The sequence below is a fragment of the Amycolatopsis sp. NPDC059235 genome (genome assembly GCF_042754125.1).
GTDB lineage: Bacteria > Actinomycetota > Actinomycetes > Mycobacteriales > Pseudonocardiaceae > Amycolatopsis > Amycolatopsis albidoflava.
This window is the reverse complement of record NZ_JBHZAG010000004.1, coordinates 209,289-227,114: the sequence shown is the minus strand read 5'-3', so window position 1 is coordinate 227,114 and position 17,826 is coordinate 209,289. Positions and strand designations below refer to the sequence as shown.

Sequence of the window (17,826 nt, the reverse complement as noted above, 5' to 3'; positions counted from 1 at the left end):
GTCAGGAGCGGCGGAGGTACGCGCGGACCGTGAGCGGCGCGAACACCAGCAGGATGCCGATGCCCCACGCCGCCGAGTAGAGGATGGGCCCGGCCACCGGCCCCCCGTTCATCAAGCCGCGCGTGGCGTTCACCACCTGCGTGACCGGGCTGATCCGGACCCACGCCTGCATCCATTCCGGCATGGTGCTGGTCTTCACGAACACGTTGCTGATGAACGTGAGCGGGAACATCACCACGAACCCCAGTCCCTGGACGGTCTGCGGATTCTTCACCAGGAGACCGACGAGAGCGGGGATCCAGCACAGCCCGAAGGAGAACACGAGGACCACCGCGCACGCGGCGAGCGTGCCGAGCAGGCCGTTCTCGAAGCGGTAGCCGAGGACGGCGGAAAAGCCGATCAGCACGGCGATGGAGATCAGGTACCGCCCGGCCTCGCCCAGCACCGTGCCGACCAGCGGCGCGGACCGGGCGATCGGAAGGCTGCGGAAGCGGTCCGAAATCCCCTTGGACACGTCGGTGCTCATCGTCACGCCGATGCCCATGGTGGAAAGGAACACGGTCTGCACCATCATGCCCGGCAGCACGAACTGGAGATAGTCCTGCCAGTTGTTGGACACCGCTCCGCCGAAGACGAACACGAAGAGCACGATGATCACGATCGGCTGGATGACCACGTCGAGCAGCTGCTCCGGCGAGTTCTTGACCGAGATCACCCGTCGCCACGTGAGGGTCATGCCGTGCTGCAGGGCCTTGAGGGGACCGATCCGCACCGGCAGCTCCGCGGCGGGGGTCGTTGCGACAGTGGTCATGCCGGGCTGCCTTCCTTGATCGTGCCTTCCTTGACCGGAGCGGCGCTGTCGTCCTCTTCTTCCGCCGGGTGCCCGGTCAGCGCGAGGAACACCTCGTCGAGACTGGGCAGCCGCAGCGCCAGCTCGCGAGCGGCGATCCCGGCCTGTGCGAGCTGCTGGACCGCCGCGGACAGCACGTCCGGGTCGTCGTCCACCGGGACCGCGAGCCGCGTTCCGTCGTTGAGCCGCACCGGTTCCTTGCCGGTCAGGCCGGCGAGGATGGCCGCCGCCGCGGGCACCTCCGCCGGATCGATCGGCCAGAGATCCAAGGTCTGCCCGCCCACCTGGGCACGCAGCTCGTCGCCGGTGCCGCTGGCCACCACGCGGCCGTGGTCGATCACCGCGATCTGGTCAGCCAGCTGATCGGCCTCCTCCAGGTACTGGGTGGTCAGCAGCACGGTCGTGCCGTCCTCGACGAGCGCCCGCACCATGGTCCACACGTCGGCACGGCTGCGCGGGTCCAGGCCCGTGGTGGGTTCGTCGAGATACAGCACCTTGGGACGGCCGACCAGGCTGGCTGCCAGGTCGAGCCTGCGGCGCATGCCGCCGGAATACGTGCCTGCCAGCCGTTTCCCCGCGTCGACGAGGCCGAACCGCTCGATCAGCTCGCGAGCGCGACGTTTCGCCTCGGGCCGGGACAGGTCCAGCAAGCGACCGATCAGCACCAGGTTCTGCACCCCGGTGAGCTCCTCGTCGACGGACGCGTACTGGCCGGTGAGGCCGACCAGACGACGCACTCGTGCGGCGTCCTTGACCACGTCGAACCCGCCGACCCGGGCATGGCCGGCGTCCGGCTTCAGCAATGTGGCGAGAATGCGGACTGCGGTCGTCTTGCCGGCCCCGTTCGGTCCCAGCACCCCCAGTACAGCGCCCGTTCGCACGGCTAGATCGACACCGGCCAGCGCGGTCGTCTGACCGAACCGTTTGACCAGGCCCTCGGCCTGGATGCCGTAGGACATTGTTCTTTTCCTCTCCTGAAATGGGGCTCGTCGCGGGCAGGAAAGCGCATCCCGCTGACGAATCGCGCACAGCCGCTGTGCGAGGCCGTGCTGGGCCACCCGGGTGGCCCAGCACGGTGTTTGTCAGTGACTCGGGAAGCCCCGCGTCACGCGAAAGAGACCGGCTGGTACGCGGTGGCCGCCCCGGTCTGGCTGTCGTCGGTCGCACCGACAAGACAGTTGTCCGTGCAGTTCACGGTGCCGTACAGCGTGCCGTCGAACCGGTATCCCTGGAACGACTTGTGCACGGTGAGCGGGGTCGCACCGGCGCCACTGGCGTCCGCGACGACGGTCTTGCCGTCGGCGTGGTCGCACGCGAGCACGTCCGGCGAGACCTCGGCACACATGCCGACGCGCACCTTCACGCCCGCTTTGAAGCCAGACACCGCGACATTCACCGACTGGCCGTCGGCGAGACCGGCGGACGGCGTCACCGACACAGCCGACGTCAGCGGAGCAGCGACCGCGGGCTGGCCGATAACAGCCAGACCCGCCGCTGCCGCTACGACAGCGCCCGCCCCGACGGCGAGCCGAACCTTACCTAGTGAACTCATTGGAAATGTTCTCCCTGTAGTCAAAGAACACTCGACACACTCCGGTACCCGGACTTCCGTTTACCTCGCGAGGGTGGGTACTCGACCACAGTGCCCGGCGACGCTGACAGCCCGCGCACAGCCGCTGTCGGCGGCTGTCAACTCGCCAGCGGGGGCTGGCCGCTGGCGAAACCGAACTCCTGCTTGAGGAATCGCACCACCGCGCGGGGCGTCGGCCGGTCGAACACCAAGGTGGGCGGCAGCCGCAGCCCCGTCGCGACGGCGAGCGCGTTTCTCAGCTCCACGGCGGCGAGGGAGCCGAATCCGAGTTCGGCGAACGTCCGGTCGGGTTCCACCGAGCCCACCGTCATGTCGCCGAGGACTGCCGCGACGTGTTTGCCCAGCATCTCCAGCAGAATCTCGTCCCGTTCCCCGTCGGCGTGGCCCGCGAGGCGATGCTCCAGCGTGGTCGTGCCTGATTCGTCCACGCCGGCCGGAACGGCCTGCCGGACGGCTTTCCGCACCAGGCCCCGAAGCTTGGCCGGAACGCCGTCGGGCCGGGCGGCCAGCGCGGCCGGGTCCAGCCTGATCGGAGCCAGCACGGGAGCGGTGCGACGGACGGCCTCGTCGAACAGCGCGAGACCGTCCGTTGTGGACAGTCCGAGCACGCCGGACTGCGCCAGGCGGCGCAGGTCCGCCTCGCGGAGATCCTCGGCCATTCCTCCGCCGTCGGCCCACAGGCCCCAGTTCAGCGAGGTCGCGGACAACCCCTGTGCGCGCCGGTATTCGGCGAGCGCGTCGAGGAACGCGTTGCCGGCCGCGTAGTTCGCTTGACCGGTGCTGCCGAGCAAACCTGAGGCAGACGAGAACAACACGAACGCCGACAGGTCCAGATCCCGGGTCAGCTCGTGCAGGTGCCAGGCCGCGTCCACCTTCGGACGCAACACAGCGTCCAAGCGCCCCGGGGTCAGCCAGGTCAGCACGCAGTCGTCGAGCACGCCGGCGGCGTGCACCACGTTTCTCAGCGCGGGCACGTCCGCGAGCACCTTCGCCAGCGCGGAGCGGTCAGTCGCGTCGCAGGCGACGATCCGCGCTTCCGCGCCGAGTTCCGCCAATTCGGCGGAGAGCTCGGCCGCGCCCGGCGCGTCGAGGCCGCGCCTGCTGGTCAGCAGCAGGTCCCGAACTCCGTGCCGCACGACCAGATGTCGTGCCACGATCGCGCCCAGCCCGCCGGTGCCGCCGGTGATCAGGGTCGTGCCGTTCGCGTCCCACTTCCTCTCGTCCACAGTGGACGCCGCGGTCCTGGCGAGGCGCGGCACGCGCAAGGCGCCGTCGCGGATCGCCACCTCCGGCTCGCCGCAGGCGACAGCCGCGGGAAGAGCCAGCACCGACGCTTCGCGGTCGTCGACGTCCACGAGCACGAACCGGCCGGGGTTCTCGTTCTGCCCCGTCCGCAGCAGGCCCCAGACCGGTGCGCGAGTCAGGCCGGAACCGGTCGTGCCCGCCACGGCGGCGCGGGTGATCACGACCAGCTTGGCGGAGTCCAGTTTCCGTTCGGCCAGCCAGGACTGGACCAGGTCCAGCGCCTCGCGGGAGACCGTTCGCGCCGCGACCGGCACCTCGCTGTCCGCGTCGTGGAGCAGCGGCGCACAAACGATCTCCGGTACCGGAACGCCGCCCGCGATCGCGCGCGTCAACTCGTGGAGATCGGAGTAGACCGGAACCTCGAGCCCGGGGTTCGGGCCGACGACGACCCACTGCCCGTTGCCGGGAACCGCACCGGGAGCCCCGGCGGCGGGCTCCCACCCCACTTCGAACAACCGGTCGCGATCCGGACCGCCCGCGGCGGCCAATTGGCTCGGCGACACCGGCCGGAAAGCCAGCGAGCGTGCCGATGCCACTGGCGCGCCGGTCACGTCGGCCACGGTCAGCGCCACGCTTTCCGGGCTCAGCCGGGCGATCCGGACTCTGAGCGCGGTCGCGCCGGAAGCGTGCAGCGACACCCCGGTCCATGCGAACGGCACTTTGACGCGATCGCCGTCCTCGCCGGTGCTCAGGTTCGCGTGCAGTGCGGCGTCCAGAAGCGCGGGATGCAACCCGAACGCGGCGGCGTCCGCGCGAGCCTGCTCCGGCAACGCCACCTCGGCGAACATCTCGTCCCCGCGCCGCCACAGCCGCCGCAGTCCTCGGAAGACGGGCCCGTAGCCGTATCCTCGATCGAACTGTTCCGCGTAGAACCCTTCGATGTCAACGTTCTCGGCGTCCCTGGGCGGCCACTCGGCCAAGCTCTCGGCCGCACCCTGACCGGACGGAGCGAGCAGGCCCTCCGCGTGCCGCCGCCATTCCCCGTCTCCCGCTTCGGGCCGGGAGTAAAACTCCACCGGCCGCCGCCCGTCGCCCGCACTCGCACCGACCACGACTTGGAGCGCCACTCCCCCGCGTTCCGGCAGCACCAGCGGAGCCGTCACCATCAACTCTTCGAGGCCGGGACATCCGACTTCGTCGCCGGCCCGGATCGCGAGGTCGACGAACGCGCTGCCGGGCACCAGAACCGAGCCCGACACCACGTGGTCGGCCAGCCACGGGTGCTGGTCGAGCGAGACCCGCCCGGTCAGCGCGAGACCGTCCGAGCCCGGCAACGCCATCATCGCGGCGATCAGCGGATGACCCGACTCGGCCAGCCCGAACCCGGCGGCGTCGACGGACGTCCGTGCGTTGCCCGACCAGTAGCGTCGCCGCTGAAACGCGTACGTGGGCAGGTCGACCCGGTTGACCTGGAGACCGGCGAACACCGCCGACCAGTCCACCGGCACCCCGCGGACATGCAGCCGCGCCATCGAGGCGAACATCCGCCGCAGGCCGCCGTCGTCGCGCCGCGTCGATTCGACGATCACCGCAGGCACGTCCGCGCCGTCCGCGATCTCCTGAACGCTCGCGGTCAGCACCGGATGCGGGCTCACTTCGACGAAAGTCCGGTGTCCGCGAGCTATCGCCTCCTCGATCGCGGGCCCGAACTGGACCCGCTCCCGCATATTCCGGTACCAGTAGCCGGCGTCGAGCGAGTCGTCCTCGATCAACGCCTCGTCGACCGTGGAGAAGAACGGCACGGCGGGAACCCGCGGGCGAATCCCGGCGAACCCGGCCAGCACCTCGTCCTTGACCCGCTCCATATGCCAGGTGTGCGAGGCGAAATCGGCCGAGACCGGCCGCGCCCGCACGCCGTTGTCCTCGCACCAGGCCAAGAATTCGGCTATCGCCGCGACCTCGCCCGCCACGATCACGGACTCCGGCCCGTTCACCGCTCCGAGTTGCACCGCGTCTCCCCACGGCGCGATCAGCGTCTCCGCACGATCCGCGGGCACACCGGCCCACGCCATCGTGCTCCAGCCGCCCAAATGCTCCGCGATCGCGCGGCTCCGGACGGCGACCACCTGTGCCGCGTCTGCCAAAGTCAAAGCGCCTGCCACATACGCCGCCGCCGCTTCGCCTTGCGAATGCCCGACCACCGCGGCCGGCCGCACGCCGTAGAACGCCCACAGTTCGGCCAGCGAAACCATCACCGCGAACGACAGCGGCTGCATCACGTCGATCCGGTCCGGCGACGCCGAGCCTTCGACGCCTCGCAGGACGTCCAGCAAGGAGAACTCGATGTACGGGTCCAGCGCCTCGGCGCATTCCGTCATCCGCCGCGCGAACACCGGGGAGGTCTCGAACAACTCCGCGCCCATCCCTTTCCAGTGCGCTCCCTGACCGGGAAAGACGAACACGACCCCGCCGTCCGCGTCGGCTGCCCCGGACGCCGCGTAGGCAGCGGGTTCGTCGCGAACGAACTTGCCCAGCCCGGCCAGCGCCTCGTCCCGCGAACCGGCGACGACCACCGCGCGGTGCGGCAATTCCGCCCGGCCGGCGATCAGCGAATACGCTGTTTCCGGCAATCCCAGTTCTTGGTGCTCCTCCAGGTGCCGCAGCAGCCGCTCCGCCTGGTCTCGCACGGCCCGCGCGGATTTCGCGGACAGCACCAGCGGCACCGCTTCCAGCCGCACCGGAGCCGCTTCGGCTTCGTCCGAGGCCACCTGCTCGATGATCACGTGCGCGTTCGTGCCGCTGATCCCGAACGACGACACCGCGGCCCGCCGGGGACGACCGGGGGAAGGCCACTCCCGAGCCTCGGCGAGCAGTTCGACCGCGCCCGAGGACCAATCCACTTCCCGGGTCGGTTCGCTCGCGTGCAGGGTTTTCGGCATCACGGCGTGCCGCATGGCCAGCACCATCTTGATGACCCCCGCGACGCCCGCCGCGGCCTGCGTGTGCCCGAAGTTCGACTTCACCGAGCCCAGCCACAACGGCTCGTCCCGCACCTGGCCGTACGTCGCCAGCAACGCCTGTGCCTCGATCGGGTCTCCCAGCGCGGTACCGGTCCCGTGGCCTTCGACAATGTCCACATCGGACGGCGAAAGACGGGCGTTCGCCAGTGCCTGGAGGATCACTCGCTGCTGCGAGGGACCGTTCGGAGCGGTCAGGCCGTTCGACGCGCCGTCCTGATTGACCGCGGAACCACGCACCGCCGCCAGCACCGGATGTCCGTTCCGCCGGGCATCCGACAACCGTTCGAGCACGAGGACGCCGACGCCCTCGCCCCAGCCGACGCCGTCCGCGCCGTCCCCGAACGACTTGCAGCGGCCGTCAGCCGACAGTCCCAACTGCTGGCTGAACTCGACGAACGTACCGGGCGTCGCCATCACGGTCACACCGCCGGCGAGCGCCAGCGAGCACTCCCCGACCCGCAACGCCTGCGCGGCCAGATGCATGCCGACCAAAGAAGACGAGCACGCTGTGTCCACCGACACCGCGGGGCCTTCCAGCCCGAGGCTGTAGGCGACATGGCCGGAGACAATGCTTCCGGTGCTGCTGCCCGCGCCGTAGTCGTGGTACATCACTCCCGCGAACACCCCGGTCGCCGACCCGCGCAACGACAACGGATCAATCCCGGATCGTTCGAGCGCTTCCCAGGAAACCTCCAGCAGCAACCGCTGCTGCGGGTCCATGTCCAGCGCCTCTCGCGGGGTCACTCCGAAGAATCCGGCGTCGAAGTCGGCCGCGTCCGCCAGGAAACCGCCTTCCCGCACGTAACTCTTGCCGCTGACCCCCTTCTCCTGGTCGTACAACCCGTCGATGTCCCAGCCGCGGTCGACGGGGAACGGGGTCACCGCGTCTGTTTCGGCCGTCACCAGCCGCCACAGGTCCTCCGGGGACTGGATGCCGCCGGGGAACCGGCACGCCATGCCCACGATCGCGATCGGCTCGTCGCCCGGAGCCGTCTCCGTCTGCTCGGGCACCCGCTCCACGGCTCCCTCTGCCACCGCCCCGATGTGCGCGGCCAAGGCGCGCGGAGTCGGGTAGTCGAAGATCAGCGTCGCCGGAAGCTTCAGCCCGGTGGCACCGGCGAGGCGATTGCGCAGCTCGATCGCGGCCAGCGAGTCGAACCCGAGTTCGCGGAACGAGCGGTCCGGTTCGACTTCGTCCGGACCGCCGTACTCGAGCACCGAAGCGACCTGCCCGCGCAAGGTTTCCAGCAGAAGACGGCTTCGCTCGGCGTCGGGCAGACCGGCCAGTTGCCGCGCCAGCGCGGTTTCGCCCGGCTCCGGGCCGACGCTCCTCCGAGCCGGCGAGCGAACCAGGCCGCGCAGCATCGCCGGAACCGTCGTGGCGGCATCCGGTGCGCGCAAAGCGGCCCGATCCAGGCGAACCGGCGCCAGCACCGCCTCCGGACGACCGATAGCGTCGTCGAGCAGGGCCAATCCTTCTTCGGTGCGCAAGCCCAGCACTCCGGTGCGGTTGACCGCGGGCACGTCGCTTCGCCCCATCCCTTCGGCGTCCCACAAGCCCCACGCGAGCGAGGTGGCCGCGAGTCCCTGGCCACGCCGGTACTCCGCCAGCGCGTCGAGGAAAACGTTCGCCGCCGCGTAGTTCCCCTGCCCTGCGTTGCCGAGCAGGCCGGCGACCGAAGAAAACAGCACGAACGCCGGCAATTCCAGGTCGCGGGTCAGCTCGTGCAGGTGCCAAGCCCCGTCGGCCTTCGGCCGCAGCGCCTTGTCGAGCCGCTCGGGCGACAGGCCAGTGACCACGCCGTCGTCCAGCACTCCAGCAGCGTGCACGACGCCCGTCAACGGGTGCGCGGCGGGAATTCCAGCGATCACCTCGGCCAAGGCGTCCCGATCGCTCACGTCACAGGCGACCACCCGGACTTCGGCCGCCAGTTCCTGGCTCAGCTCAAGCGCGCCGGGCGCGTCGAGCCCCCGGCGGCTGACCAGCAGCAGCCTCCGGACTCCATGCCGCTCGACCAGATGCCGGGCCACGAGAGCGCCGAGCCCGCCGGTACCGCCGGTGATCAGGACGGTTCCGTCGCGATCCCACGCCGGACCGTCCACATCGGACGGCTCGGCGCCGGCGAGCCGGGGCGCCAGGATTTCGCCGCCGCGAACCGCGAGCTCCGGCTCGTTCGAGGCCACCGCCGCGGCCAGCACCGGCCCGGGCAGATCGATGTCCAGCAAAGCGAATCGGCCGGGATGCTCCGACTGCGCTGCCCGTACCAGGCCCCACACCGGTGCGCTGCCAAGCCCGGCTCCGCCACCGGCCAGGGCGCCGCGGGTCACGACAACCATGCGAGACGAAGCGAACCGCTCGTCCGCGAGCCACTCCTGCGACAGGCGCAACGCCTCGCCGGCCGAGGCACGCACTGCTTCGGGAACAGCGCCGTCCGCCGGCCCGCACGACACCACGACAACGCCGGGAACCTCCGCCACCGCGGCCAAATCCGGGTAGACCGGTACTCCGAGTGCCTTCCCGAGTTCGTCGTCCCCGACCACCGCGCACTCGACCGCGGCCGAGGGCGTCGGAACCGGCGTCCAGCTGATCCGGTACAACGACTCGCGGTGTTCCGGCGCGCCGAGGCGATCCGCGGGCACGGGCCGTGTCCTGAACGTTTCGACGCTTGCCACCGGGCTGCCCGCCTCGTCGGCCATCTCCAGCGCGACCCCGCCGGCCCCGTCCGGAGTGATCCGGACTCGGAGCGCGGACGCACCGGAAACGTGCAGCGTCACGCCGGTCCACGCGAACGGAAGGTGGATCAGGTCGTCATCGAGTCGTCCGTCGACCGTCTCGGCGGCATGCAGCACCGCGTCGAACAACGCCGGATGCAGGCCGAATGACCCGGCGTCCGCCCGGATGTCCTCGGGCAGAGCCACTTCGGCGAACACCTCGCCGCCTCGCCGCCACACGGCTCGCAGGCCCCGGAACGCCGCGCCGTAGGCAAACCCCCGTGCCGCCAGGTCGTCGTATCGGTCGGCGACGTCAACACTTTTCGCTCCCGCCGGCGGCCACACAGCCAGGTCGGCCGGACGTCCCGCCGAACTCGCCGCGAGAGTGCCCGCGGCGTGCCGTTGCCAATCCCGCGCGGAGCCTTCGGGTCGCGAATAGAACTCCACCGGTCTCCGGCCGGCCGCGTCGCGTGCGCCGACGACGATCTGCAGCGCGACGCCGCCGCGCTCGGGAAGTACCAGCGGCACCTCCAGGGTCAGCTCGTCGACAACCGGGCACTCGACCTCGTCACCGGCTCGAATCGCCAATTCGACGAAGGCGGTTCCCGGCAGCAGAACCGTGCCCGCGACGGCATGCGCGGCGAGCCAAGGCTGGGAATCGACCGACAGCCGCCCGGTGAGCACGACCTGTGCGGAATCCGGCGACGCGACGACCGCGCCCAGCAGCGGATGGTCAGCGGCGACCTGCCCGACCTTCGCCGCGCCGTCGTTCGCGCCAGGCAAGTCGATCCAGTAACGCTTCCGCTGGAACGCGTACGTCGGCAACTCGATCCGCCGGGCCCGGGTCCCGGCGAAGAACCGCTCCCAGTCCACACTGACTCCCCGCGTGTACGCGAAGCCCAGCGCGCTGACGATTTCACGCTCCTCGTCACGCCCGCGCCGCATCAACGGCGCGAAGGCGCCGTGCGCGCTCTCCTCCCCCATCGCCGACAACACCGCGTCCGGCCCCAGTTCCAGAAAGGTCGTCACTCCCTGGTCTTCCAGTGTCCGCACGGCATCCGCGAACCGGACTGTGTCCCGCGCCTGGCGCACCCAGTATTCCGGCGTGCCCAGCTCGTCCGCCGCGAGCTCGCCGGACACCGCGGACACGACCGGGATGCCGGCGACGCCGAAGGACAACCCGGCGGCAACCTGCCCGAGCTCGGCCAGCATCGGATCCAGCAAGGGCGAGTGGAACGCGTGCGACACCCGCAGCCGGCGCCATTTCCGGTCGCCCAAAGCACTGACGACGCCCAGGACCGCGTCCTCGGCGCCGGACACCACAACCGACTCGGGACCGTTGACCGCGGCGATGCCGGCGCCGGCGGTGAGCAAGGGGCGGACCTCGTCCTCACCGGCCTGGACCGCCGCCATCGTCCCGCCGGCGGGCAGCGCCTGCATCAACCGGCCGCGAGCCGCGACCAGGGTGGCGGCGTCTTCGAGAGACAGCACGCCGGCGACATGCGCCGCCGAAATCTCGCCGATCGAATGGCCTGCGACGAAGTCCGGCCGGACTCCCCACGACTCCAGCAGCCGGAACAGCGCCACCTCAACCGCGAACAACCCCGCTTGAGCGAACATCGTCTGATCGAGATCCGCGGACCCGATGCCTCGCAACGCGTCCCGCAACGGGAGGTCGAACCGAGCGAGGACGTCGTCCATCGTCTCGGCGAATACCGGGAACCTCGCCGCGAGGCCGCTCCCCATGCCGGTCCACTGCGAGCCCTGCCCGGTGAACAAGTACCCGAGCCGGCCGTCGCCCGCCACCACGCCGGCCGCCCGGCGCAACCCGAGCACGGCGGCCTCGGAATCGCCCGCCACGACCGCCACCCGGTGCTCCAGTGCGGCGCGTGCGGTCGCGAGCGAATACGCGACGTCGACCAGCGACGCACCGCCGCCCACCACGGAGGCGAGGCGTTCGACCTGGTCGTCGAGGGCCGAGGCGCTCCTCGCCGATACGACGAGCGGGACCGCGTTCACCGCTTCGGGTTCAGGTGCGTCCGGCAGCGCGACCTGCTCGAGGATCACATGTGCGTTCGTGCCGCTGATTCCGAACGACGACACGCCGGCGCGGCGAGGGCGGCCGTTCTCCGGCCACTCCCGTTCCTCGGCCAGCAGCTCGATCTCCCCGGAAGCCCAGTCGATCTCCCGCGAGGGTTCGTCCACGTGCAGCGTTTTGGGCAGAATGCCGTGCCGCATGGCCAGCACGGCTTTGATGATCCCGGCGACCCCGGCCGCTGCCTGAGCGTGCCCGATGTTCGACTTCACCGACCCCAGCCACAACGGCCGGTCCCGGTCCTGCCCGTAAGTCGCTATCAGGGCCTGCGCTTCGATGGGATCGCCCAGCGTCGTGCCGGTCCCATGGCCTTCGACGAAGTCCACTTCGGACCCGGACAGCCGCGCATCGGCCAGAGCCTGGCGAATCACCCGTTGCTGGGACGGGCCGTTCGGCGCCGTCAGCCCGTTCGACGCGCCGTCTTGGTTCACCGCGGAGCCGCGGATCACCGCCAGCACTCGACGGCCATTGCGCTCGGCGTCCGACAACCGCTCCACCAGCAAGACGCCGACGCCCTCGCTCCAGCCCATGCCGTCCGCGGCGGAGGCGAACGATTTGCACCGGCCGTCCGGAGCCAGCCCGCGCTGTCTGCTGAACTCGACAAACGTCTCGGGCGTGGCCATCACGGTCACGCCGCCCGCGAGCGCCAGCGAACAATCACCGCGCCGCAAGGCCTGCGCGGCCCAATGCAACCCGACCAAGGACGACGAACAAGCCGTGTCCACCGAAACCGCGGGACCTTCCAGTCCCAGGCTGTAAGCCACCCGGCCGGAGACGATGCTGCCGGTGTTGCCGCCTGCTCCGTAGTCGTGGTACATCACGCCGGCGAACACGCCGGTCGGCGACCCCCGCAAGGACGACGGGTCGATGCCGCCCCGTTCGAGCGCCTCCCACGAAACCTCCAGCAGCAACCGCTGCTGCGGGTCCATTTCCCTGGCCTCGCGCGGGCTGATCCCGAAGAAATCCGCGTCGAAATCCGCGGCGTCGTGCAGGAAACCGCCGTGCCGCACATACGTCTTCCCGGAAGCGCCTGGCTCAGCGCTGTACAGGTTGTCCAGATCCCAGCCGCGGTTCGCGGGGAATCCGGAAATCACGTCGCCGCCGTCGGCGAGCACCCGCCACAGGTCTTCGGGAGACTCGATCCCGCCCGGGAACCGGCACGCCATCCCCACGATCGCGATCGGCTCGTCGGCGGCCGCGGCCGTGGGCGCGGCCGGAACGGAAGTCCGCCGCCCGTCGCCCGTCGCCAGCGCGCCGAGGTGCCCGGCCAGAGCTTGCGGAGTCGGGTAGTCGAAGATCAGGGTGGCGGGCAACCGAATCCCGGTCACCCGGGACAGGATGTTCCGCAACTCCACCGCAGCGAGCGAATCGAACCCCATGTCGCTGAACGCACGGCGCGCGTCAACCGACTCCGGCCCGTCGTGACCGAGCACAGTCGCGACGTTAGTGCGCACGATGTCCAGCACGGTGCGTTCCGATTCCGTCTCCCGCAGGCCAGCGAGCTGCCGCGCCAGCCCCGGCGCGTCAGGCTGATCCTGTCGCGGTCGAACGACGGGCCTGACCAAGCCGCGCCAGATCGCCGGAATCCCGTCGGCGCGGGCCCGCAACGCCGCCGTATCGACGCGGATCGGTGCTGTCACCGGCACATCGGCGGCGAGCGCCTCGTCGAACAACGCCAGGCTGTCGTCCACCGGCACCGCTGCCAGCCCGAGGCGCCTGATCCGCTGAACGTCGGCTTCTCCGAGCCGGTCGCCCATGCCGCCTTCGGCCCACGCGCCCCAGGCGAGCGAGACAGCCGGAAGCTCTTCCGCACGTCGATGCTCGGCCAGTGCGTCCAGGAAGGCGTTCGCCGCGGCGTAGGCGGCCTGTCCCGGGCTTCCCAGCAGCCCGGAAGCGGACGAGAACATCACGAACGCGGACAGTCCCATCTCCCGCGTCAGCTCGTGCAGATACCAAGCTCCGTCGGCTTTCGCCCGGAGCACTCCGTCGAGCCGTTCCGGTGACAAAGCCGTCACGACGCCGTCGTCAAGCACGCCCGCCGCGTGCACCACGCTGTTCACCGGGCGCCTGGTGAGCAATCCGCGCAAGGCTTCCCGGTCCCCGGCATCGCAGGCCTCGACGTGAACCTCGGCCCCGAGCGCCGCCAGCTCGTCCGCCAGCTCCGCGGCGCCCGGCGCGCGCATCCCGCGCCGGCTCGCCAGCACCAGCTCCCGGACCCCGTGCCGGACCACCAGATGCCGGGCCACCACTGAGCCGAGACCACCGGTGCCGCCGGTGATCAGCACCTTCGAACCCCACGAACGGTCCGCACCGGACGTGCTGAACCGGGCGAGCCGGGGCATCAGCACCTTGCCGGCGCGAACCTCGAGCTCGGGCTCGTCCGAAGCCAGCGCGGCCGCCAGCCCGGGGCCGGCCTCGTCCACGTCCACGTCCACCAAGGCGAGCCGGCCCGGATTCTCCGAAGCCGCGGACCTCATCAATCCGCGTACGGACGCGACTGCCGGGTTCCTCTCGCCCTGGGTCACCACCACCAGCCGAGAGGACGCGAACCGCTCGTCGCCGAGCCACTTCTGCACCAACCGCAAGACATCGGCGGTCGCCGTGCGGACGCTCCCGGGAACGTCGTCGTCCACGCGACCGCACGACGCGACCACCACCTCCGGCACCGCGGTCACCGCGGCCAAGTCCTCGAAGACCGGCACACCCAGAACCGTGCCGAGCGCCGCGTCGCCCACTACGGCGACATCTGGCGCGGCGGAAGCCGCGGGCGCTGCCGGATTCCACTCGACTCGGTACAGCTCGCCGCTCTGCCGCCCGCCCGCCGCAGCAAGCAAGTCCGCCGAAACCGGGCGCACGGCGAGAGACGCGACCGCGGCGACGGGCCTGCCCGTTTCATCGGCGATCGCCACCGACGCGCCGTTCCCGTCGCCGGGCCGGATCCGGACCCGCAGCGCAGACGCGCCGGAAGCACGCAGTTCCACCCCGGTCCACGCGAACGGAACCAGGGTTTCCTCACCGCCGTCGAGAAGATGTGCGTGCATGGCCGCGTCCAGCAACGCGGGATGGAGACCGAACGACGACGCCTCGGCACGCAGGTCCTCCGGCAGTGCCACGTCGGCGAACACATCGGCGCCACGGCGCCACGCGGACCGCAGGCCCTGGAACGCCCGCCCGTAGCCATATCCCTGTCCGGCCAAACGCGCGTACAACCCGTCGACGGCGAGCGGCTGCGCGTTCCGCGGCGGCCATTCGGTCGCATCGAACGGCTCACCCGCATCGGCGACCCGGGCCAGCACACCTCTCGCGTGCCGGTTCCATGCCTCCGCTCCGTCCGCGCGAGAGTGGACGTCTACCGAACGCCGGCCGGTCTCGTCCGGCGCGCCGACCACGACCCGCAGAGCCACACCGCCCCGTTCGGGCAGCACCAGAGGCGTCTCCAGGGTCAGCTCGTCGACCACCGGGCACCCGGCCTCGTCGCCTGCTCGCATCGCGAGTTCGACGAACGCGGTCCCCGGCACCAGCGGCGAATTCAAGACCACGTGCTCGAAAAGCCAGGAGTGCGTCCCGGCCGAAATCCGGCCGGTGAGTGTCACGGTCCCGGAGTCCGGTGCTTCGACGACCGCGCGCAGCATCGGATGGTCGAGGGGGACCTGGCCGGCGCTGCTGAGGTCCGCCGATCGCGGAACGGCGTCCACCCAGTAGCGGCGTCGTTGGAAGGGGTAGGTGGGGAGCGGGGTGGTGTGGGTGTGGGTGAAGTAGGTGTTCCAGTTGATGGGGGTGCCTGTGGTGTGGAGGCGGGCGAGGGCGGTGGCGGTGGTGCGGGTTTCGGGGGTGTGTGGTCGGAGTGCGGGGATGAAGGCGTGGTTGCTGGTGTTGGTGGTGGGGAGGTTGTGGGGGGTGAGGGTGGTGAGGGTGGTGTCGGGTCCGATTTCGAGGTAGGTGGTGGCGCCGTGGGTGTGGAGGGTGTGGATGGCGTCGGTGTAGCGGACGGTGTGGCGGGTGTGGCGTGTCCAGTGTTCGGGGGTGCAGATGTCGTGGTCGGCGAGGGTGCCGGTGAGGGTGGAGACGACGGGGATGGTCGGTGGGTGGTAGGCGAGGGTTCTGGCGGTATTGAGGAGGTCGGGCAGGAGGGGGTCCATGAGGGGGGAGTGGAAGGCGTGGGCGGTTTTGAGGAGGGTGCCGCCGTGTGCGGTGAGGATGCGGGTGATGGTGTGGCGGGGTCCGGAGACGACGAGGTTGTGGGGGGTGTTGAGGGCGGCGATGGCGGTGTGGTGGTCGAGCAGGGGGCGGATGTCGTGTTCGGTGGCGGGGATGGCGGCCATGGTTCCGTCGGTGGGGAGGCGGTGCATGAGTCGGGCGCGGGTGGCGACGAGGAGGACGGCGTCGTCGAGCGAGAGGATGCCGGCGGCGTGGGCGGCGGTGATTTCGCCGAGGGAGTGTCCGGTGAGGTAGTCGGGGCGCACGCCCCAGGACTCGAAGAGCCGGAAGAGGGCGGTTTCGAGGGTGAACACGGCCGCTTGCCCATAGGTGGTGGGGTCGAGGGCGTGCGGGTCGTGTCCCCAGACCGCGTCGAGCAAGGGCCGGTCCAGGTGGGGGTCGAACAGGGCCGCGGTCTCGCGGAACGCGTCGGCGAACACCGGGAACCTTTCGGCGAGTTCCCGGCCCATCCCCACCCGCTGCGAACCCTGACCCGAAAACACAAAAACCAGACGACCCTCGTTCACACGGCCCTGAAGATCCCCGTCCGCGACGAGCTTCAGGCCTCGCCGAAGCTCGTCATGGTCCTGGGCGACCACCACAGCCCGGTGTTCCAACGCAGCACGTGAAGTCGCCAGCGAATAAGCAACCGCCGCGTGATCGACGTTCTGGTCCACCCGCGCGCGCAGCCGATCGGCCTGAGCGGCCAAAGCGGCGGGGTTCTTGCCGGACAGCACGAACGGCAGCGGGGACGGCTCGGACACCGGCCGGGCCGACTCCTCCGGAGCGTGTTCGAGGATGATGTGGGCGTTGGTTCCGCTGATCCCGAACGAGGAGACCCCCGCCCGCCGGGGACGACCGTGCTCAGGCCACTCCCGGGCCTCGGTCAGCAACCGCACCGCACCCGAGGACCACTCCACCTCCCGCGACGGCTCGTCCACATGCAACGTCCTCGGCATCACCCCGTGCCGCATCGCCATGATCATCTTGATCACGCCGGCCGAGCCCGCCGCCGCCTGCGCATGACCCAGATTCGACTTCACCGACCCCAGCCACAACGGCCGATCCCGGCCCTGCCCATACGCCGCCAGCAACGCCTGCGCCTCGATCGGATCCCCCAGCCTCGTCCCCGTCCCATGCCCCTCCACCACGTCCACCTCCGACGCCGACAACCCCGCCGACGCCAACGCCCGCCCGATCACCCGCTGCTGCGCCGGACCATTCGGCGCCGTCAAGCCGCTCGAAGCACCATCCTGATTCACTGCGGAGCCGCGGATCACCGCCAGCACTCGACGGCCATTGCGCTCGGCGTCCGACAACCGCTCCACCAGCAAGACGCCGACGCCTTCGCTCCATCCGGCGCCGTCCGCCGCTTCGGCGAACGACTTGCATCGGCCGTCGGGCGCCAAACCTCGCTGATTGCTGAAATACACGAACGGCTCAGGGATGGCCATCACGGTCACCCCGCCGGCCAGCGCCAGCGAACACTCCCCCCGCCGCAACGCCTCAACCGCCAAATGCAGACTCACCAACGACGACGAACACGCCGTGTCCACCGACAGCGCAGGCCCCTCCAAACCCAGGAAATACGAAACCCGGCCGGAAACCACACTGCCGCTGCTTACGCTCTCTCCGTAATCGTGGTACATCACTCCGGCGAAGACGCCGGTCGACGAGCCACGCAGCGAACTCGGGTCGACACCCGCGTTTTCGAGCGTTTCCCAGGACACTTCGAGGAACAACCGTTCCTGAGGATCCATTTCCCGCGCCTCACGCGGGCTGATGCCGAAGAAATCCGCGTCGAAATACGCCGCGTCATGCAGAAAACCGCCGTGCCGCACGTACGATTTCCCGGCCACGCCGGGTTCCGGGTCGTACAGCCCGTCCAGATCCCAGCCGCGGTCCGAGGGGAACCCGGAAATCACGTCGCCGCCGTCGGCCACCACCCGCCACAGGTCTTCGGGAGACTCGATCCCGCCCGGGAACCGGCACGCCATCCCCACGATCGCGATCGGCTCGGCAGCGGCCGCGGCGAGCCGGGTGTTCTGCTGGCGCAGTCGTTCGTTCTCCAGCAGCGATCCGCGCAGGGCCTCGACGATTCGCTCAACAGATGTCT

3 protein-coding genes and 1 pseudogene are annotated in these 17,826 nt (G+C 70.3%); all 4 read right to left on the bottom strand.

The features are described 5' to 3' along the window. Window position 1 precedes the first annotated feature (1 nt). Window positions 2-811, bottom strand: a complete 810-nt coding sequence (locus ACFXI3_RS04630; protein WP_378398056.1) for an ABC transporter permease — start codon at window positions 809-811, stop codon at window positions 2-4. Beyond that, the gene (locus ACFXI3_RS04625; protein ID WP_378398054.1) at window positions 808-1,809 is read right to left on the bottom strand and encodes an ATP-binding cassette domain-containing protein; all 1,002 of its coding nucleotides are present in this window, start codon (window positions 1,807-1,809) and stop codon (window positions 808-810) included. Before ACFXI3_RS04625 ends, ACFXI3_RS04630 begins: the two co-directional genes overlap by 4 nt. A 146-nt stretch (window positions 1,810-1,955) precedes the next feature. Next, window positions 1,956-2,402 carry an enediyne antibiotic chromoprotein gene (locus ACFXI3_RS04620; RefSeq protein WP_378398053.1) on the bottom strand — a complete coding sequence of 149 codons (447 nt, stop codon included), beginning with the start codon at window positions 2,400-2,402 and terminating at the stop codon, window positions 1,956-1,958. Between the two features lie 137 nt (window positions 2,403-2,539). After that, window positions 2,540-17,797, bottom strand: a pseudogene (locus tag ACFXI3_RS04615) (SDR family NAD(P)-dependent oxidoreductase); the annotation flags it as partial. Between the last annotated feature and the right edge of the window lie 29 nt (window positions 17,798-17,826).

Bases quoted from the DNA above. Each gene is read 5' to 3' on its own strand.
- ACFXI3_RS04625 (WP_378398054.1), bottom strand. From the start codon at position 1,809: ATGTCCTACGGCATCCAGGCCGAGGGCCTGGTCAAACGGTTCGGTCAG.
- ACFXI3_RS04620 (WP_378398053.1), bottom strand. From the start codon at position 2,402: ATGAGTTCACTAGGTAAGGTTCGGCTCGCCGTCGGGGCGGGCGCTGTC.
- ACFXI3_RS04630 (WP_378398056.1), bottom strand. From the start codon at position 811: ATGACCACTGTCGCAACGACCCCCGCCGCGGAGCTGCCGGTGCGGATC.